Source organism: Trinickia terrae (genome assembly GCF_005144415.1).
Classification (GTDB): Bacteria; Pseudomonadota; Gammaproteobacteria; order Burkholderiales; family Burkholderiaceae; genus Trinickia_A; species Trinickia_A terrae.
Window position 1 is genome coordinate 228,383 of record NZ_SWJE01000008.1, and the last position, 19,144, is coordinate 247,526.

Annotated in this window: 16 protein-coding genes; 11 read left to right on the top strand and 5 right to left on the bottom strand. The window is 62.6% G+C overall.

The window, feature by feature from the left end; translation table 11 throughout:
• Positions 1-39: 39 nt before the first annotated feature.
• Positions 40-1,587 (bottom strand): sensor domain-containing diguanylate cyclase, encoded by a 1,548-nt coding sequence (locus FAZ69_RS16105; RefSeq protein ID WP_240702258.1) that lies wholly within the window; start codon positions 1,585-1,587, stop codon positions 40-42.
• Between the two features lie 168 nt (positions 1,588-1,755).
• Positions 1,756-1,992 (bottom strand): hypothetical protein, encoded by a 237-nt coding sequence (locus FAZ69_RS16110; RefSeq protein WP_136896064.1) that lies wholly within the window; start codon positions 1,990-1,992, stop codon positions 1,756-1,758.
• Positions 1,993-2,111: 119 nt separating this feature from the next.
• Here FAZ69_RS16110 and FAZ69_RS16115 point away from each other — a divergent pair, with 119 nt between their 5' ends.
• The 7 genes from FAZ69_RS16115 (at position 2,112) to FAZ69_RS16145 (ending at position 8,869) form a co-directional block, all read left to right on the top strand.
• Complete coding sequence (locus tag FAZ69_RS16115) at positions 2,112-2,387, top strand: hypothetical protein (protein ID WP_240702260.1); 276 nt, start codon at positions 2,112-2,114, stop codon at positions 2,385-2,387.
• A gap of 212 nt (positions 2,388-2,599) precedes the next feature.
• Positions 2,600-2,812 (top strand): hypothetical protein, encoded by a 213-nt coding sequence (locus FAZ69_RS16120; protein WP_136896065.1) that lies wholly within the window; start codon positions 2,600-2,602, stop codon positions 2,810-2,812.
• A 167-nt stretch (positions 2,813-2,979) separates the two neighbouring features.
• Positions 2,980-3,267: an H-NS histone family protein gene (locus tag FAZ69_RS16125; protein ID WP_136896066.1), complete on the top strand. Its 288-nt coding sequence runs from the start codon at positions 2,980-2,982 to the stop codon at positions 3,265-3,267.
• Between the two features lie 603 nt (positions 3,268-3,870).
• On the top strand, positions 3,871-4,395 hold the full coding sequence (gene fae / locus FAZ69_RS16130) for a formaldehyde-activating enzyme (protein ID WP_136896067.1): 525 nt from the start codon (positions 3,871-3,873) through the stop codon (positions 4,393-4,395).
• Positions 4,396-4,827: 432 nt separating this feature from the next.
• Positions 4,828-5,865 carry an aldo/keto reductase gene (locus FAZ69_RS16135; RefSeq protein ID WP_136896068.1) on the top strand — a complete coding sequence of 346 codons (1,038 nt, stop codon included), beginning with the start codon at positions 4,828-4,830 and terminating at the stop codon, positions 5,863-5,865.
• Complete coding sequence (locus tag FAZ69_RS16140; protein WP_136896069.1) at positions 5,862-7,313, top strand: NAD-dependent succinate-semialdehyde dehydrogenase; 1,452 nt, start codon at positions 5,862-5,864, stop codon at positions 7,311-7,313. Before FAZ69_RS16135 ends, FAZ69_RS16140 begins: the two co-directional genes overlap by 4 nt.
• Before the next feature lie 164 nt (positions 7,314-7,477).
• A complete protein-coding gene (locus FAZ69_RS16145) occupies positions 7,478-8,869 on the top strand; it encodes an MFS transporter (RefSeq protein WP_136896333.1) in 1,392 nt (463 codons plus the stop codon).
• A gap of 88 nt (positions 8,870-8,957) precedes the next feature.
• On the opposite strand, the gene FAZ69_RS16150 is transcribed toward FAZ69_RS16145, so the two are convergent.
• The 3 genes from FAZ69_RS16150 to FAZ69_RS16160 are packed head-to-tail and all read right to left on the bottom strand — an operon-like array spanning position 8,958 to position 12,098.
• Positions 8,958-9,968, bottom strand: coding sequence for a GDP-mannose 4,6-dehydratase (locus FAZ69_RS16150; RefSeq protein ID WP_136896070.1), 1,011 nt, complete (start codon positions 9,966-9,968; stop codon positions 8,958-8,960).
• Complete coding sequence (gene gmd / locus FAZ69_RS16155; protein WP_136896071.1) at positions 9,955-10,998, bottom strand: GDP-mannose 4,6-dehydratase; 1,044 nt, start codon at positions 10,996-10,998, stop codon at positions 9,955-9,957. Before gmd ends, FAZ69_RS16150 begins: the two co-directional genes overlap by 14 nt.
• 29 nt (positions 10,999-11,027) lie before the next feature.
• A complete protein-coding gene (locus FAZ69_RS16160) occupies positions 11,028-12,098 on the bottom strand; it encodes an acyltransferase family protein (protein ID WP_136896072.1) in 1,071 nt (356 codons plus the stop codon).
• Positions 12,099-12,272: 174 nt separating this feature from the next.
• On the opposite strand from FAZ69_RS16160, the gene FAZ69_RS16165 reads away from it, so the two are divergent.
• The 4 genes from FAZ69_RS16165 to FAZ69_RS16180 all read left to right on the top strand — a co-directional run bounded on the left by FAZ69_RS16165 (position 12,273) and on the right by FAZ69_RS16180 (position 18,810).
• The gene (locus tag FAZ69_RS16165; protein WP_136896073.1) at positions 12,273-12,536 is read left to right on the top strand and encodes a hypothetical protein; all 264 of its coding nucleotides are present in this window, start codon (positions 12,273-12,275) and stop codon (positions 12,534-12,536) included.
• Between the two features lie 97 nt (positions 12,537-12,633).
• Positions 12,634-14,799 (top strand): NHL repeat-containing protein, encoded by a 2,166-nt coding sequence (locus tag FAZ69_RS16170; RefSeq protein WP_169708683.1) that lies wholly within the window; start codon positions 12,634-12,636, stop codon positions 14,797-14,799.
• Positions 14,800-14,863: 64 nt separating this feature from the next.
• Entirely contained in the window at positions 14,864-16,330 is a 1,467-nt protein-coding gene (locus FAZ69_RS16175; protein WP_136896074.1) for a flippase, read from the top strand.
• Complete coding sequence (locus tag FAZ69_RS16180; protein WP_136896075.1) at positions 16,327-18,810, top strand: glycosyltransferase family 4 protein; 2,484 nt, start codon at positions 16,327-16,329, stop codon at positions 18,808-18,810. Before FAZ69_RS16175 ends, FAZ69_RS16180 begins: the two co-directional genes overlap by 4 nt.
• Positions 18,811-19,144: the final 334 nt, after the last annotated feature.

Here is a 19,144-nt window from a genome sequence, read left to right on the forward strand (position 1 = left end):
GTCCAACACGTCCAGGAAAATTGAATCGCGAGGCCGCGGTCAAAACGCGGCCGAGGAAGGAAGACCGCTTTTTGTGGCAACTACCTGATTTCGTCCGTTCTTCTTTGCCTCGTATAGGGCTGTGTCGGCCGCTACGAGCAGCGATGTCGCTTCCTCTGCATCGTGAACAGGTGTCCGAACGTCTACTCCTGCGCTTAATGTGACAAACCCGGTCGGACTGCCGGTGTGCCTGATTTCCAGATCACGAACAGCTTGACGGATTTTGCCCGCGAGAGCGACCGCATCGTCCATTGCCATGCCTGGAAGCAAGACTGCGATTTCCTCTCCGCCGTAGCGCGCCGCGAGGTCGCCTGGCCGCCTGGCAGCATGCTCTTGAACGATGCGGCTAATCGCTCGCAAACACTCATCACCCGCAGCGTGGCCGTAGATATCGTTGTATTGCTTGAAGTAGTCGACGTCCATCATGATCAGCGCAAGCGAGCTTGCTTGTCTCGAAGCGCGGCTGTATTCGTTTTGCAGTGCGACATCGAATTGACGGCGGTTCGCCAATCCCGTCAGACCGTCCTGTGTTGCGAGTTGACCAAGGGCGAGATTGAGCTGTTCGAGAGAGTTGCGAGTTTTGATCAGTTCAGCCTCGGTTCTCGCCTTCAGTTCGATTTGCTTGACCAGGTTCCAGCCGAATAGTCCGACGACAGCGACAAGACAAATCACGCCTGTGGAGTGCCAAATGGTATCGCGCCACCAGTCTTGAAGAATCTCGTCCTTGGATAAAGCTGCTGCGACAAAAACCGGGAAGTTCGGAAGGTTGCGATAGCTGTTGAGTCGTGTGACCCCATCCTGGGCCGATTTGATAAAGGCTGTTCCGACCGGTCCGTGCGAGGTGTAGTGATAAAAAAGGGCCGTCCCTAGCATGCTTTTGCCGACCGTTTCCACGGCAAACGGCCGGCGAACCAGCATGACGCCGCTATTCAGGACCAGGGCAACCGCTCCGCTCTTTCCGATGTCGAGCGTGTTATAGAACCGCGAGAAAAAATCAATATCTATGGTTGCCAGCATGACGCCGCCAAAGCTTCCGTCCGGCTTGTCGATGCGCCTGGAAACAGGGATAACGCGCTTTCCGCTGGACCTGCTGACTACGGGTATTCCGATGTGAGGACCCAGGCCAGGATTGTTCTGATGAAAGATGAAATACTCACGATCCGCGTTGTTGAACTTATTCAACGGTGTTGACGTTGAACTGGCGATCCATTTTCCATGCTCGTCATAGACAAACAATCCATCCAGTTGTGCGAGCTCCTGGCGCCTCAGAATCATGACGCTGCGCAAGCGTGCCAATGCTTTCTCGCCCGTGCCGTCGACTCGCACGCGTTCCGCGATATCCACCAACGCGGTATCGGCCTCCTTGAAAGTGTCATCGGCCTGCTGAGTCATTGCCCGTGCCAGATTGGAACTGGCAACGTCCATTTCGCCTAACTCAAATGATCTTGCCTCCCAACTTCGCCAGCCATCCAGGACCACGAGAGAGAGGCACACGATCACCACAAAAGTGACAGCGCGCAAGATAATTGACGGCCGATTCAAACTCAAACTGCTCTCCTCGCCGGGCGCTTAATGAGCAAGGCGGTTATCCTTTTGAAAGGAGGTTCGGTTGGACTTCTCCTAAACGCTAACTATATCGGCTTTCCCGTGCAAATCTTGATATCAATCGATACCAGAGCATCCGAGTGTCCGAATTCGCGGGCGCTTTGCATGGGATCAGAGTAAGCGCTGAAGCGCCAACTCTGATCGGCAGGAATTGCCATGAAGCGTTTCTTTTGTCGCTGGCCTGCTGGTTGCCGCCAGTGCGGCGTGCTTGGTGCGGGAGGCATCCACGGCGTCCGCCGGGCCCGAAATCGGCAGCTCGCTCAACGATCCTTTCTTTATGCTGTCGCAGGATTTCACGGATTGCCCGGTGCCGAACAGGTGTTCATCCGCGTGACGGCTGCTCCACATGGGTCGCTGCCTTACAGACCGTTTCCGGCGAATCCAGCGAAATAACGAGCGGAGGCGTCATGTCCGCGTGGCATACTCCGCCGGATACATAATAAGTAAGAACGCCAAGGGGTGATTCGATGAAGCTCAAGCCATTTCTTACTGTCCGCTTCGGTGTCGCGTTGCGCGTCGCGACGGCCGCCGCGTTTGCGGCGGCGCTGGGCGGCTGCGGCGGCAGTGCGCCGCTCTTTACCGGCGACGGCCGGGCGACGACGCAAGTCCAATGTCCGGCCGCCGGTCCCTGGGAGACCTGCTTGCAGAATGCGCGCGGTATATGTCAGGGTGATTTCGACGTGATCAAGCAATCGAGCGATAATGGCATGCGCAATTTGCTGTTTGCGTGCCGGGCGAAATAACGGGCTTTTTGCACGACGTGCGGGACGGGGCGGGAAACTGCCGGTGTTTAATCTTCCTGCTCACGTTTAACGGATGCACGAAACTTTCATCTTGTTTCGCCAATAATCAGCCAGGGCCTGTTTACCGCTGATAACAGGCCCCACGCTCTGCTTGGCCGGCGTCGCCGGCCAAGCGCGTCTGTCGAACAACATGTGCAATCCGGGGGCGGCAAATGAGTCATTGCCAGGTTGAACAAGATCTCGAGCATTTGGAGCGGATCATCGCGCGCATTACTGCCGGGGATCGAATTCCGCTTTCGTATTGGCGCAAACGCATCCAATCCGTTTTGGCGGCGGCGCGCCTGCCGCCGCATATAGAGCGCGCAAAGAAATTAATTAGCGCTTTGGATGCGCTCGAGTCGAACATCAAATTGGGAGTTCAATAGATAGTATTCAGTTGCGCTAATTGCGTAGATTTCCTGCATGCGGATGATAGGCTTCGGCCGCATCGACCGCACAAGGCCCTCAAGTCAGATGGGGAGTCCTATGCGGCACTTTTTGTCCGTGGCATGGTCACACTGCCGTCATTCACAACAATAGGAGGCAATGCTCCATGGCGACGTACAAACAGCTCACTGCGCAACTCGAAAAGCTTCAGGTTCAGGTCACTGCGGCGCGCGAGAAGGAGATTGAAGCCGCGATTGCACAGATCAAAGAAAAGATTGCGGAATATGGCATCACCGCTGAAGAACTTGGCTTTTCCAGCAAACGTTCGACTGCGCGCAAATCGGCATTGGCGCCCAAGTACCGCAATCCGAAGACGGGCCAGACCTGGAGCGGGCGCGGGCGCGTGCCGGCCTGGATCGGCAAGAATCGCGAACGTTTCCTGATCGAAGATTGATGATCATTCTTGCTCGAGTGGCGACTGCGATGAGCATGCCGCTCGGATATGAGAAGCGCGGCTGAGCGCCGCGCTTCTTCTTTCAGCTCCCGAATCCGCTCACCTTTGGCAAGACGGCGTTCCCGAATCAGGATGTCCGTGTTGTCTGTTTCTCTGCTTCGCCAAGGACGCCGTAGGTCGCGCACTCCTTTGCGATGACTGCGGCAGCGATCAGTCAGAGGGATCGTGGCGGCGCCGCATTTACCCCCTGCTGATTATCTCAAGTCATTGATTTGCAATGGTTTTCTTATGCCGCGCAAGCGCCCTCCGGCGCGTCGGGCTGCGACTCGGTTGGCAGGTTCGGAGCGGAATCCTCACCGAAAAGCGGTTCGCTATCGGTGCGCCTCAGTGGCGCTAAACCGATCACCTATTGCTTTTTATCCGCGCCGTTTCCGCAGCTCCCGAATTTCCTCACCTTTGCGTTGCCGCGTTCGTGAAAAATCCGTAGAAACCCGAACTTGAGCCGCCCTCATACCCCGGATCAAAAAACATCGATTCATGCCTCATTTGGCCCGATAGCACAATCGTTCCACCCCCTCTTTAACCTCCAAAGGGTTCAAGCAAATGAGCGCAGCTACGGACAAGCAACTCTATATTGGCGAAGGCTTCGAAGGCCCGGGCGTCAATCTCGCCCACATCAACGTGCTGGTCGGCCCGCGCAACGGCCCCGCGGGCCAGGCATTCGCGACGGCGCTCGCCACGCCGTCCGCGGGCCATGCGCCGTTCGTCGTCATCGCGCGCCCCGGCGTGCCGACCAAGCCGCTCACGCTCTATGTGAACAAGGCGCAGATCGAAGGCGATTTCCACGGCAACGCGACCTGGGGCGCCTCGCAGGCTGGCATCGCCAAGGCCGTCGCCGAATCGCTCGAAAACGGCACGCTGCCGCCGGAAGCGGAGAACGACTGGGTCGTCGTGTCCGCGAACTGGGTCAACCCGAAGACCGACGATCTCGACGCTGTCTTCGAAAACAACTACCGCGCGTGCAAGAACGCGATCCTCGCGGCGATGAAGGGCCTGCCGCATCGCGACGAAGTGTTCGCCGCCGCGCGCGAGGTCTCGAACCCGTTCTATACGCCCAAACAACACTAATACATGCGCGGCGGCTTGCGCGCCATGAGAAGCGCCGCCGCTCAGTCAGCTTTGCATGAGAGCAGAGTAAGCGCTAAAGCGCTAACTCCAAGCAACCACAGCATGGGACCAGACTAGGCGCTGAAGCGCCAAGTCTGATCGACCGCTACGGGCTTGGAGTAAGCGCTGAAGCGCTAACTCCACGCGACCACAGCATGGGATCAGACTAGGCGCTAAAGCGCCAAGTCTGATCGACCGCTGCGGGCTTGGAGTAAGCGCTGAAGCGCTAACTCCAAGCAACCACAGCATGGGATCAGACTAGGCGCTAAAGCGCCAAGTCTGATCGACCGCTGCGGGCTTGGAGTAAGCGCTAAAGCGCTAACTCCAAGCAACCACAGCATGGGATCAGACTAGGCGCTAAAGCGCCAAGTCTGATCGACACAGGAGACAGACATGGAATACGTTCGCCTCGGTCAATCCGGCCTCAAGGTTTCGCGCCTGTGCCTCGGCACGATGAACATGGGTACGCCGGACTGGAAGCCTTGGATCTTCGACGAAGCGCAAAGCGAGCCGATCGTGCGTCACGCGCTCGACGCAGGCGTGAACTTCATCGACCTCGCCGATTTCTATTCGACGGGCGTGGGCGAGGAAGTGGTCGGCCGCATCCTGAAGCGTCTGACGCGGCGCGAAGAGATCGTCGTGGCGACCAAGGTCGGCTACGACATGGGCGCGTACCAGAACGCCGGCGGACATTCGCGCAAGCACGTGATGGACGGCATCGACGGTTCGTTGAAGCGCCTCGGCATGGAGTACGTCGACATCTACATGCTGCATTTCTTCGACGTGAATACGCCCGTCGAAGAAACGATGGGCGCGTTGAACGACATCGTGCGTGCGGGCAAGGCGCGCTATATCGGCGTGTCGACGATGTACACGTGGCAGCTTGCGAAGATCATGCAGGCCTGCGACCGCAACGGCTGGGCCAAGCCGATCAACATGCAGCTGCAATTGAACGTGGCGTATCGCGAGGAAGAGCGCGAGATGATCCCTTACTGCCTCGATCAAGGGATCGGTGTCTCGGTGTTCAGCCCGCTCGCGCGCGGCCTTTTGACCTCCGATCCGAACTCGACGCGCAATCAGACCGACTTCTTCACCGCGCAGATGTACGGCGATGCGGCGTCGCGCGAGATTGCGGCTTCGGTCGCGCGCGTGGCGAAGCGGCGCGGCGTGAGTCCGGCGCAAATCGCGCAGGCGTGGGTGCTGAATCATCACGGCGTGTCGAGCATGCTGGTCGGCGCCGATTCGGCCGCGCAGTTCGACAGCGCGCTCGCGGCTCTCGAAACGAAGCTCGATGCAGACGAACTGCATGAGCTGGAACGCAATTACACGCCGTGCGACCTGATCAACGATTACACGGCAGGCAAGCGCATTGCCCGCGAAGCGCGTCCCGCGCAGGGCGTGTTTGCCGACAACCTGGATAAAGCGGCATGAGCGATTTTCTCCGTACCGGACACTACATCGACGGCGAATGGCATCCGGCCAAGAGCCAGGGCAGCGATACCTACGCGGTGCACAACCCGGCCACGGGCGAGGTCATCACCTACGTGGCGAAGGGCGGCGCAGCCGAGACCGCCCAAGCGATCGCCGCAGCGGAGCGCGCATTTCCCGCATGGCGCAAGCTGACCGCGAAGGAACGCGGCGCGCGTGTGAGGCGCTGGGGCGAGCTGATGCTCGAGCATCGCGAGGCGCTTGCCGAGCTGATGGTGCGCGAGCAGGGCAAGCCGCTTGCCGAGGCGCGCGGCGAAGTGGGCTACGCGGCGAGCTTTCTCGAGTGGTTCGCCGAAGAAGCGAAGCGCATGTATGGCGACGTGATTCCGAGCCCGAAGCCCGATTCGAAGATCGTCGTCACGCGCGAGCCGATCGGTGTCGTCGCTGCGATCACGCCGTGGAATTTCCCGCTCGCGATGATCACGCGCAAGGCCGGTCCCGCGCTGGCGGCCGGCTGCACGATGGTGCTCAAGCCTTCCGAGGAAACGCCGTTGTCCGCGTTTGCGCTGGCCGTGCTGGCCGAGCACGCGGGTATTCCGGCGGGGGTGTTCAACATCGTCTCCGGCGATGCGGTTGCGATCGGCGGCGTGCTGACGGGCTCGCCCGTCGTGCGCAAGCTGTCGTTCACGGGTTCGACGCGCGTCGGCAAGCTGCTTGCGCAGCAGTCGGCGGAAACGCTCAAGAAGCTGTCGCTCGAACTGGGCGGCAACGCGCCGTTCATCGTGTTCGACGATGCCGATATCGACGCCGCCGTGCAGGGCGCGATGGCGTCGAAGTTCCGCAACACCGGACAGACCTGCGTGTGCGTGAACCGCTTCTATGTACAGGACGGCATCCACGATGCCTTCATGCAGGCGCTCACGGCAGCCGTGAAGAAGATGCGCGTCGGAAACGGGCTCGAAGGCGAGGCCGAGCAGGGGCCGCTCATCAACGAAGCGGCGCTGGCGAAGGTCGAGCGTCATGTCGCGGATGCCGTGCAGAAGGGTGCGCAAGTGCTGACGGGCGGCAAGCGCCACGCGCTCGGCGGCACGTTCTATGAGCCGACGGTGCTCGCCAACGCCTCGACGTCGATGCTGCTCGCGGAAGAAGAAACGTTCGGCCCGGTCGCCGCGGCGTTCCGCTTCAAGACCGAAGAGGAAGCGATCAAGGCGGCCAACGACACGCCGTTCGGCTTGTCCGCGTATTTCTACACGCGCGACCTGGGCCGTGCATGGCGCGTCGGCGAGGCGCTGGAAAGCGGGATGGTCGGCATCAACGAAGGCATCATCTCGACCGAAGTGGCGCCGTTCGGCGGCGTCAAGGAATCGGGACTCGGCCGCGAGGGCTCGAAGTACGGCCTCGATGAATACGTCGAGCTGAAGTACATGATGATGGGCGGTCTCGGCCGCTGACGTGCAAAGCGCGTGGGCTCGCGTCGGACAACGCAATATCGCGCGACGCGGGCCGCCAGTCGTTTTTCGCGCCTGCTTTTGGATCGGTTTCCCCTCGGGCTGCCATGCGGTGCATAGGCCCTCAATAACAAGAAGGAGACGACTTGAGTCATCCGCAAAATCAAATGGGAGTGGTTGGTCTTACCCCTGCTGCGCCGCATGCCGGCGCGAATTCCCTCCGCCATGATTCGAAGAACTGCGTCGCGCTCGACGATGTTCCGCTGAATGCCTTCCACATCAAGATCGCTGGCCTGACATTCGGTGCGCACTTCACCGAAGGCTTTGCGCTCGGCACCGTCGGTTACGCGCTGGCGTCGATGAGCCGGCAGATGCCGCTCGATTCGTTCTGGATGGGGATGATCGGCAGCTCGGCGCTGCTGGGCATTTTCTTCGGCAGCCTCGTGTTCGGCTGGCTGTCGGACCGCATGGGCCGGCAAAAGATCTTCCTGACGAGTTTTCTCATCATCACCGTGGCGGCGTTTGCGCAGTTCCATGCGACGTCGCCGCTCGTGCTGTGTCTGCTGCGCGTTGCGATCGGCTTCGGCATGGGCGGCGACTTCACGGTCGGCCACGCGATCCTCGCCGAGTTTTCGCCGCGCAAGCATCGCGGCGCGCTGCTCGGGTCGTTCAGCGTCGTGTGGACGGTCGGTTACGTGGCGGCCAACGTGCTCGGCATGCTGTATGCCGATGCGTCGCCGGATGCTTGGCGGTGGTTGCTGGCGTCGGCCGGCGTGCCCGCGCTGATTGTGCTGGTGATGCGCCTCGGAACGCCGGAGTCGCCGCGCTGGCTGCTCGGCAAGGGCCGCGTGCAAGAGGCGCAGGCGATCGTGTACAAGTATTTCGGCCCGAATGTGACGCTCGACGCCGAGCACATTCAATCGCGAACCACGCGTGCACTGCAGGGCGCGCAGGGCTTCGCGCGGCTCTTCGAGAAGGATCTGATTCGCCGCACCGTGTTCAATTGCGCGTTCTTCGTGTGTCTCGTGATTCCTTATTTCGCGGTCTATACGTTCTTGCCGGGCATCCTGAAGGTGATCGGGCTCAGCGAAGGGTTCGGGACCGACTTGCTGCTGAATGCGTTCCTCGTGCTCGGCGCGTTGATCGGCATCTGGCTCACGATCAAGCTGCCGCGGCGCACGTTTCTGATCGGCTCGTTCGCGGTGACTTGCGCGTCGCTCGTCGCGCTGAGTGCGCTGCCGCAGTCGGCGGCGGTGGCGATGATCGTCGCGTTTGGGATCTTCACGTTGACGATGTCGGCGTTCAGCAATCTCGTCGGCGTGTTTCCGCCGGAATGCTTTCCAACCGAGGTGCGCGCATGCGGTGTCGGGCTTGCGATTGCGTGCAGCCGGCTGGGTTCGGCGGCGGGGACGTTTCTGCTGCCCTTCGGCATCGTCACGTTCGGCTTTCACGCGACGATGATGGCGCTGGCGGTCGTGTTGTTCGTGGGGATGGTTGTTTCGATTGCCTGGGCTCCGGAGACGCGCAATCTGACGTTGAACGAGGCGAGCGGGCATTGATGGCGCTTTGAGCCGACGCGTAGGTTCGGCCTCTCGGTGATGGCGCCGAGAGGCTTGTTTGCATCGATACGAGCGCGAACTTCGTGCGTCAGCCTACCGCCGAGCCATCCCGTTCAGGCACGGTTTCCTCGCGTCCCGACGCCGCTTCATACATCCACTCCAGCGTCTCCCCAAGCGGCGTCGATGGCACCTGCCCGATCACACGCTGCAGCTTGTGATTGGACCCGACGAGCCGATGCACTTCATTCGCCCGCAAAAACCGCGGATCGACGAACACATCGATCTCGTACCCGGCGATACGCGCCAGCATCGCCAGCACTTCACGCAGCGAGTGCCCGGTGCCCGAGCAGATGTTGAACGTCTCACCAGCCGGCGCCGCCTCGAGCAAACCGCCGTACATCGCCACGACGTTGCGCACGTCCGAAAAATCGCGGCTCACATGTAGATTGCCCAGTGAGATCTTCGCTTCGCGCCGCGCGTAATGCCCGACGATCTTAGGCAGCAGATAGTCCTCGCGCTGGCCCACACCCGTGTAGTTGAACGGCCGCGTCACGATGATCGGCAAGCGGTCCATCCAGAGCCGCGCCGCGTGCTCCATCGCGAGCTTGCTGACCGCATAGTCGTTGGCGGGCGAGGGCGCGATGCTTTCGTCGAGCGTCTCGACAGGCGCGTTGCCGTAGACGTTCGCGCTGCTCGCTAGCAGTACGGCGCGCGGCGGCTTGTCGAGCGAGGCGAGCGCCGCGAGCAGATTGCGCGTGCCGACGATATTCACAAGGTACGTATTGCTCGCCGTGCCGTTCGCCACGTGCGCCGCGCCGGCGAGATGGACGACCACGTCGGGCCGCGCGTCGGCGACGAGCGCCTTCATGCCTTCGGCGTCGAGCAGATCGACCGTCGATATGAGGTGCCGGTGCGATGGCGTTTCCGCCGCTGCGAACCCAGACCCTGCCTCGGACTCAGCCTCAGAGGCAGGCTCGGGCGACACCGTGCCCCACACCTCATAGCCCTCGTTTTCGAGGTATTCGGCCATGTGCTGGCCGGTGAAGCCGGCCAGCCCGGTGACGAGCGCGCGGCGCCCTCGGCGCTCAGAAAGTCTCATGGTGCTCATTGCGCGCGAGGTCGGCGTGAACCATCAACTGGCACAGCTGCTCGAGCGTCGTTTCCGGTTGCCAGCCGAGCTTTTCCTTGGCCTTGTCCGCGCAGCCGATCAGGAGATCGACTTCGGCAGGCCGGTAGAACTTCGGATTCACCTGCACGAGCACCTTGCCGGTCGAGACGTCGAGTCCTTTCTCCAGCTCGCCCTTGCCCGTCCACTCGATTTGATAGCCCGCCGCGGCGAACGCCATGTCCACGAAATCGCGCACGGTCTCGGTCCGGTTGGTGGCGAGCACGTAGGTATCGGGCTCGTCGGCCTGCAGCATGCGCCACATGCCCTCGACATACTCCTGCGCGAAGCCCCAGTCGCGCTTCGCGTCGAGGTTGCCGAGCTCGAGCCGCTCCGCTTTGCCGAGCTTGATCTTCGCGACCGTATCGGTGATCTTGCGCGTGACGAACTCGCGTCCGCGCAGCGGCGACTCGTGATTGAACAGGATGCCGCTGCAGCCGAAGATCCCGTACGACTCGCGATAGTTGATCGTCGTCCAGTGCGCGAACAGCTTCGCGACGCCATAGGGGCTGCGCGGATAGAACGGCGTGGTCTCCAATTGCGGAATCGCCTGCACCTTGCCGAACATCTCGGAGGTCGATGCCTGGTAATAGCGGATGCGCGGGTTGATCACGCGGATCGCTTCGAGCAGATTGAGCGCGCCGAGGCCCGTGACGTCGGCCGTGGTGGCGGGCTGATCGAACGAGACGCCGACGAAGCTCTGCGCCGCGAGGTTGTAGAGCTCGCTCGCCTGCGCGACTTCGAGCAGGCGCAGACTGGAGCCGAGGTCGGTCAGGTCGTGCTCGACGAGCGAGAGGTTCGGATGCTGGCGGATGCCGAGCTCGTCCATGCGCCAGAAATTCACGGAGCTGGTTCGCCGATACGTGCCGGTGACGTGGTATCCCTTGTCGAGCAGCAGCTTGGTGAGATACGCGCCGTCTTGTCCTGAGACGCCGGTGATGATCGCTTTGCGTTGAGGGTCCATAGCGTTTCCCTGAGAGTGATGCGAGTGTTTTATTCGACGGTCAGCAGTTGACGGGCTTCTTTGTGGTGTGGCCCGCCGTGAATGAGCCTCTTTTCGAACGCAAACCAGGTGAAGCTTGCATAGGCGAGCGTGAGGGCGAGCGCCGCGGCGGCCGCCGCATGGCGGTTTTGGATGTGCGGCCAGAGTGCATAGAGGATGCTCAAGTGAATCAGGTAGATCGTGTAGCTGACGGTGCCGATATGGACGAGCACGGGTTGGCTCAAGAAGCGCTTCACGATGCCCTTGCTTTGCAGCGCGATCACGACGAGCGACGTGCAAAGCACGAGCGACACGCTATAGAGGCCCGCATTCGAGAGCGCTGTATTGGCGGCGCGAAAATGCGGATAGTGCAGATGCAGCCACGCGAGCACCGCGAGCGCGGCGACAAAGGCAATGCATGCCGGCACTTTCAACCGCTCGAGTGCCTGCTTGTCGCGCCGCGCCAGCACGGCGAGCAGCGCGCCTGCGGAGAGCAGGTCCATGCGAAACGGCGTCAGGTAGTAGATGGGCCAGAACGTATCGAAGAACGGCGTCGAGATCGCGCGCAGGATCGGCACGATCACGATCAGCGCCGCCGCGACGATGAGCAGCGTGCGCTCCGACGTGAACAGCACGACGAACGGCCAGAACAGATAGAACTGCTCTTCGACGGCGAGCGACCACAACACGTTGAGACTGGGATGTCCGGCTTGATCGAGCGCATCGCCGATATTGGTCGCAAAGAACGCGTACCACTGCCAGTGCTCGGCCCAGCCAAGCCCGAACAGCAGCGACGAGACGATCATCAGCAGCACGTACGGCGGCAGGATGCGGCGCGCGCGGCGGGCGTAGAAGTAGCTGAAATACGACTGCCCGCGCGCCTTGCGCTCGAGCAGGATGCCCGTGATCAGAAACCCGCTCAGCACGAAAAACAGGTCGACGCCCATCCACAGCGGCGCTTTCAGCGCGTGTTGAGCGAACACGGCCAGCACGGCGATGGCGCGCAGGCCGTCCAGCGGAACGATGCGTTCACGAGGCTTGGCGGTAGCGGTAGGGGCAGTGGGCAGTGCGCTGACAGTCATTGATCGATCTATGCGTTACCGGAGGTGAGCAAGCGGCGATTGGAGAAAGCCATTCGCGTCGCGCGGCGGGCGTGCCGCCACGTATCGCAGGTGCAATCGATTCTAGGGAAAAGAAAATGACGAAAAAACAGAACGGTAATGAACGGAATTAGCGTGCCGTTTTAAAAAAATGAAATGGCGGCGAATGCCGGGGTGCGGCAGCGCTGGCTGCCCGACGCCCCTGTTTCGTGCGTTCGTGGCCGCCTGTGGGAGGAATTTTCTACCTGGGGCGAGGCGAAGCCGGTCGATATTGCGCGCAAAAAATCGATTTGGTGCGCAGGAATGCTCGCATGCACTTTAAAAAATCACGCGTATTGCATGCGGGAAATCTATCCGAAATATTCGGAATTATTTGTCAATTCTGGTGGATATTTTTACTTGTACTCTGGGTCGCCTTGAACGGATTCACTCCGTTAAATCCCGGCTCGCCAAGAGCCGAGCCTCGACTGGAGGAACGCCTTTGTTCCGCGCAATATCCTGTTCAACGCTTGCGGCCATCTTGTGCGTGAGCTTCGCGCTCGACGCCAGCGCCGCCTCATCGGAGACGGTGCTGCCCGCCTCGACTTCGTGGATCGGCAATAGCTTCGGCTACGGCGACGGCGCGTGGACGCAAATCAATATCGCCGCGATCGCGGTCGCGCCCGACGGCCGGGTCTATACGAACGCGCCCTGGGACGAGAGCGGCGCGGAGGTCAGCATCTACAAGGACGGCAAGATGCTTGGCTTCGCCGGCGGCACGCACGGCTGGGGCAATACGGGCGGCAGCGCGATCGCGGTCAACAAGCGCTATGCGTATATCGCGACCTCGGTCGGCAACGAAAAAGGCCGGCTCGTCGCGCAAGGCGTGTGGCCCGAGTCCGGGCAGCAATGGTTCGGCATTTCTCGCCGCTCGCTTGGCGACGTCAAGGAAAGCGCGCCGATCAGGTCAGCCGGCATGGAGCCGCGTGCGCGGCTGGCGGCGAGCTTCCTGATGATGAACCAGGTGCCGGTCGCCACGCGTGCGGAGATTGGCGGCCTGGCAGCGAACGATGCGACGCTCTACGCGGCCAACACGACGCGCGACGAAGTCGACAGCTACGATGCCGCCTCGATGCAGCCGAAGGACAAGTGGACCGTGCACGAGCCGGGCCGCATGGCGCTCGCCGATAACGGCACGCTGTGGGTGCTGGCCGGCACGCTGACCGATCCGGCGCCGCGCGTCGAGCACTATTCCGCGAGCGGACAGAAGCTCGACGATACGTTGCCGCTGCCGTCGGATTCGGTCGCGGTCGATATCGCCGTCGATGCGAAGGGCCGCGTGCTCGTCGCGGACAACGGCCCGCGCCAGCAGGTGCTGATCTTCAGCAAGCAGAACGGACGCTATGCGCTCACCGATACGCTCGGCGAGCGCGGCGGGATCTTCGGCGGGCCGCCGAGCCAGGCGGGACGCCCAGGGCCGCAGCGCTTCAATGGCCTGACCGGCGTGGGCGTCGATGCGGCGGGCAACGTCTACGTCTCGACGAACGGCATCGGGCCGCGTCTAGGCACCACCGGTGCGGGGCTCGGCGCGACGCTCGAAAGCTACGCGCCCGATGGCCGCCTGCGCTGGCAAGTGCAGGGGCTGCTGTTCGTCGATGGCGCGTGGGTCGACCCTGGCCGCCCCAATAGCGTCTTCACCGGCAACAAGCGCTTCGAGCTCGATCTCTCGAAGCCACCGGGCCAGCAATGGAAGTACGCGGGCTTCCTCTCGAATCGCTTCAAGTATCCGCAAGACCCCGTCTTCAGCACGGACCAATGGCCGGGCCTGCCGATGGCGCGCAAGCTCGACGGCCGCACGTTCCTGTATTTGACGGACATGTACTCCGATCACCTCAAGATCTACCGCTTCGATCCGCAGCGCGACGGTGAGACGGCGATTCCGTCGGGCCTCATCGCGGGCCGCGCGCGGCCCGTCGACAAGATCCCCAATCGTCCGCCAGGCGGCGACTGGATCTGGCGCGATACGAACGGCGACGGCAAGTTCGACGCCAACGAGTTTTCGCTGAACACGTCCGGCGCGAAGCTCGCGGGCGGCTGGGGCTGGTGGGTCGATACGAAGGGCGACATCTGGCGCACGAGCGATCAGCGCGGCATTCACCGTTTCCGCTATGGGGGGCTCGATAGCGTCGGCAATCCGATCTACACGTATGCGGACATGACGAGCTATCCGATGCCCGCGCCGTTCTCCGAATTGCGCCGCGCGATCTACGAGCCGCAAACCGACACGCTCTACGTGACGGGCTACACCGCCGATGCGCCTGCCGGCGCGCCGGGCACGTGGAAGGAAATCGGCCGGATGCTGGTGCGCTACGACAAGTGGTCGAGCGGCGCGCCGGTGCAGCGCTACGCGATCACGCTGCCGTGGGACACGAACGCGAAGCCGATCCAGACGCTCATCAGCGTGACCGTGGAAGGCAAGTACATCTTCGCGGTCGAGCCGGCCGGCGGCGTCCACGTCTACGACAAGGCGACGGGCGGCGCGATCGGCGTGATCGAGCCGGGGCCGGAGGTGGGCAATGCGTCGGGCTGGATCGACGTGCCCAACGGCATCGGCGCGCATCAGCGCGAGAACGGCGAGTACCTCGTGTTCGTCGAGGAAGACGCGCGCGGCAAGGTGATGATGTACCGCTGGAAACCGCAATGACGTTTGCGCTCGAGGGCCTCGGCTCACGCGCTTTCGCACGCATCAGAAACCGATAGGGCATTCGATGGACAAGGGCATTCTCAAGAACGTCGCGATCAATTTCTTCGGGCTCATCCTGCCGACGTTCGTCTCGCTCGTGACGGTGCCGTCGTATATCAAGCTGCTCGGCGTCGAGCGCTACGGCGTGATCAGTCTCGTCTGGACCTTGATCGGCTACTTCGGGTTTCTCGATCTCGGCATGAGCATGGCGGCGCAGAACCAAATCTCGAAGGCGCGCGCGACGAACGACGCAAGCCAGAGCGCGCGCGTTTTCTGGAGCGCGTTCTGGCTCAATCTCGTGACGGGCATCGTGGGCGGCCTGCTGATCTACTTCGGCGCGTTCATCTATACCGCCTACTTCACGAAGGTGTCGGCCGAGCTGCAGCATGAGGTCTATCGCGCGCTGCCGTGGCTCGCCGTGGCGATTCCGATCGCCAACGTATCGTGGGTGTTCGCGGGCGCCATCAACGGCGCGGAGCGCTTCGGCGTCTACAACACCAACCAGACGATCGGCACGTTCCTGTTCCAGTTGCTGCCGCTCGGCGCCGCTTGGCTGATCGCGCCGACGCTGCAAAGCGTGCTGGCCGCGGCCGTCGTCGCGCGCATCCTGGCGGCCGTGCTGCTTGCGCGAGCGAGCCTGAAGGTGCTGAACATCCGGCACATCCAGCTTCCGCAATGGGGCGTCGCGAAGGGGCTCTTCAGCTTCGGCGGCTGGATGCTCATCGCCAGCGTGACGAGCATGGTCTCCGATTCGCTCGATCGCGTGATGCTCGGCACGGGGCTCGGCGCGCGCTTCGTCACCTACTACACGGTGCCGCAAAATCTCGTCACGCGCCTGAACATGCTGCCGAATGCGCTGATACGTACGCTGTTTCCGCGCTTGTCGGCCGTCGAGCGCGAGCATGCCGATGCGCTCGTGCGGCAGTCGCTCGAATTCCTGAATGCCGTATTCACGCCGGTGGCGATCGTCGCGATTCTCGTGCTCGGGCCGTTCCTGACCGTGTGGGTCGGCAGCGACCTCGCGACGGCGTCCTCGCCCGTGGGCCGCATCCTCATCGTCAGCGTCTGGCTCGTGGGTCAGGCGAGCGTGACGCGCATCCTGATCCAGTCGCAGGTCAACCCGGCACGCGCCGCGGGCATCGGTCTCGTCGAATTGCCCTTTTTTGCGGGGGCATTGTGGTTCGGCATCGCCCACTACGGGCTGGTGGGCGCGGCGGTGGTGGTCGCGGTGCGCGCGCTCGTCGACTATGGCGCGCTGTTGTACCTCTCCGCCATCCGCGCGCGGCCGATCTGGCTCGACATGCTGGCTCATCTCGTGTTTCTGCTCGCGGCGCTCTATGTGGCGAGCGTCGTATCGAATCTCGCAACGCTCGCCGTGGTCGGCATCGCCATGCTCGGCGCGAACGTCGGCTGGTCGATCACGACGACGCCCGCGTTGCGCAATCTCGCCCGCGATCTGCTGCTGCGGCTCAACGTGAGGAATAGCGCATGAGCGACAACCTCTATGCAGACTATGACGAGGCCGCCGCGCACGCAGTGGCGGCCGATGTCGGGAATGGCGCGGGCCGCGCCGCGCTGGCGGAACCCAGGGAGCGCGCCCAGGCGGCGTCCGCTTCGCGTGCGCTGCGCGTGGCGGTCGTGCACGATTGGCTCGTGACCTACGCCGGCGCCGAGCGCGTGCTCGAGCAGATCATCGCGTGCTTTCCCGATGCCGACGTGTTCAGCCTCGTCGATTTTCTCGACGACAACCGCGCGTTCCTGCGCGGCAAGCACGCGAAAACGTCGTTCATCCAGAAGCTGCCGATGGCGCGCAACAAGTACCGCTCGTATCTGCCGCTGATGCCGCTTGCGATCGAGCAGCTCGACGTCAGCGCCTACGATCTCGTCATTTCGAGCAGTCACGCGGTGGCCAAGGGCGTGCTGACCGGTCCCGACCAGGTGCACATCAGCTACGTGCATTCGCCGATCCGCTACGCGTGGGATCTGCAGCATCAGTACCTGGAGCAGTCGAAGCTCACGAGCGGCCTGAAATCGGTGCTGGCGCGCGTGATTCTTCACTACATCCGCAATTGGGACATCCGGACTTCGAACTCGGTCGACTACTTCGTCGCCAACTCGGCGTTCATCGCGCGGCGCATCAAGAAGGTCTATCAGCGCGATGCGCAGGTGATCTTTCCGCCCGTGGACGTCGACGCGTTTTCGCTGAATACGCAGAAGGAAGATTTCTACCTGACCGCGTCGCGGATGGTGCCGTACAAGAAGATCGATTTGATCGTCGAGGCGTTCGCGCGGATGCCGGACAAGCGCCTCGTCGTGATCGGCGACGGGCCGGAGATGCGCAAGATCCGCGAGAAGGCGGCGCGCAACGTCGAGATCATGGGGTATCAGCCGTTCGCGGTGCTGCACGATTGCATGCGCCGCGCGAAGGCATTCGTGTTCGCGGCGGAGGAAGACTTCGGCATTTCCGTGGTCGAGGCGCAGGCGTGCGGCACGCCGGTCATCGCGTTCGGCAAGGGCGGGGCGCTCGAGACGGTGCGCGATCTATCGCGGCCGCAGCCGACGGGCATGTTCTTCGGCGAGCAGAGCGCCGAGGCGATTGCGCGTGCCGTCGACACGTTCGAGCACAACGCCGCGCGGTTTTCCGCGCAGGATTGCCGCGCGAACGCCGAGCGTTTTTCCGCTGCGCACTTTCGCGCGAGCTTTACCGGATATGTGGAGCGCGCGATGCCGGGCGCGTCGGCGCGCGCTTCGCGCAGGCCCGCGCCTGCCGCCGAGCGCGTGGACGGCAATCGGCCGAAGGTGCTTGCCGTCGACCAGACCGGCTTGCTAGGCGGCGCGGAGCTTTCGCTGCTGGAGATCGCCAGGAACTTGAAGGAATCGATGGAAGTCGTGCTGTTTGGCGACGGGCCGTTCCGGATCGCGCTGGAGGAAGCGGGCGTGGACGTCGATGTGCTCGACGTGCCCGCGCTGCATGGCGTGAGCAAGAGCGGCGGCGGACTTCCGAAAATGCGCACGCTCGGCGGGCTCGCCTCGCTCGTGCGCGAAACCGCCAAGCGTGCGCGCGAGGCGGACATCATCTACGCGAATACGCAGCGCGCCATGGTGGTCGGCGCGATTGCGGGCCGGCTCTCGCGGCGGCCGGTGGTGTGGCATCTGCGGGACATCGTCAGCGCCGAGCATTTCGGCGGCGTGCAGCGAACGATCATCAAATGGGCCAGCAAGCTGGGCGTCGATCATGTGATTGCGAATTCCGGTGCATCGGCACGCGAGTTCGCCGCGTTGACAGGGGCGTCCAAGGATCGCGTCGACGTCGTGTTCAACGGCATCTCCGAAGCGCCGTTCGCCGCGCTCGACGAGGTGGCCAGCGCGGAGCTTCGCGCGCGTTTCAATCTGCCGCTCGACGCGTTCCTGGTCGGCGCGTACAGCCGCCTTGCGAGTTGGAAGGGGCAGCATGTCCTGCTGGAAGCGATTGCTTCGAATGCGGGCATGCACGCGGTGCTCGTCGGTGCGCCGCTGTTTGGCGAAGATGCGTATGAGGCGCAATTGCGCGCGTACGTCGAAGCGCATGGGATCGCGGATCGCGTGCATTTCCTCGGGTTTCAGCGCGATGTCGCCGCGTGCATGAAGGCCGTTGATGTCGTCGCGCATACGTCGATCACGCCGGAGCCGTTCGGGCGGGTGATCGTCGAGGGCATGCTCGCGAAGCGGCCGGTCGTGGCGTCGCGTGCGGGCGGGGTGGTCGAGATCGTCGAGGACGGTGTGAACGGCGTGCTTTGCGAGCCGGGCGATGCACAAGCGCTCGCCAGGACGCTGGCCGAGCTGCAGGCGGATGCGCAGCTGCGTGCGCGGCTTGTCGAGAATGGTCTTGCGAGTGCGCGGAGCAGGTTTGGTACGCGGATTTATGTGCAGAGTGTTGAGAGGGTGTTGGCGGGGGTGGCGGGGAAGTGGGTTAAGCGTAAGCACAAGCACTAGTAGTTTGAGGCTTTCGTGCAACTTTGATATCGCGGCGGTCCGTATAGTCCGTCCCTCCCCGGGACCGGGGTCACTTTGGTCTTGCCCAAAGTAACCAAAAGCGCGTCCTAGGCGGACGGCCTGTCCCGGAGGCACGCAGTGCTGTTGGCGGTAGCGTTCTGGGGGCATCTGTTACCGCTCGCCGTACGTCCCGTTAGCACGCGGCACGGAATAGTCCTGCGACGAAACAAATAGAAGGCGTCGAATTGGCTGCGCTCCATGTTGCCTACGATTAAAAGTCAGCGGGAATGCATAAAGCAGCATCGCAAGACAAGTCCCTTTAAGCGCTTTCCTT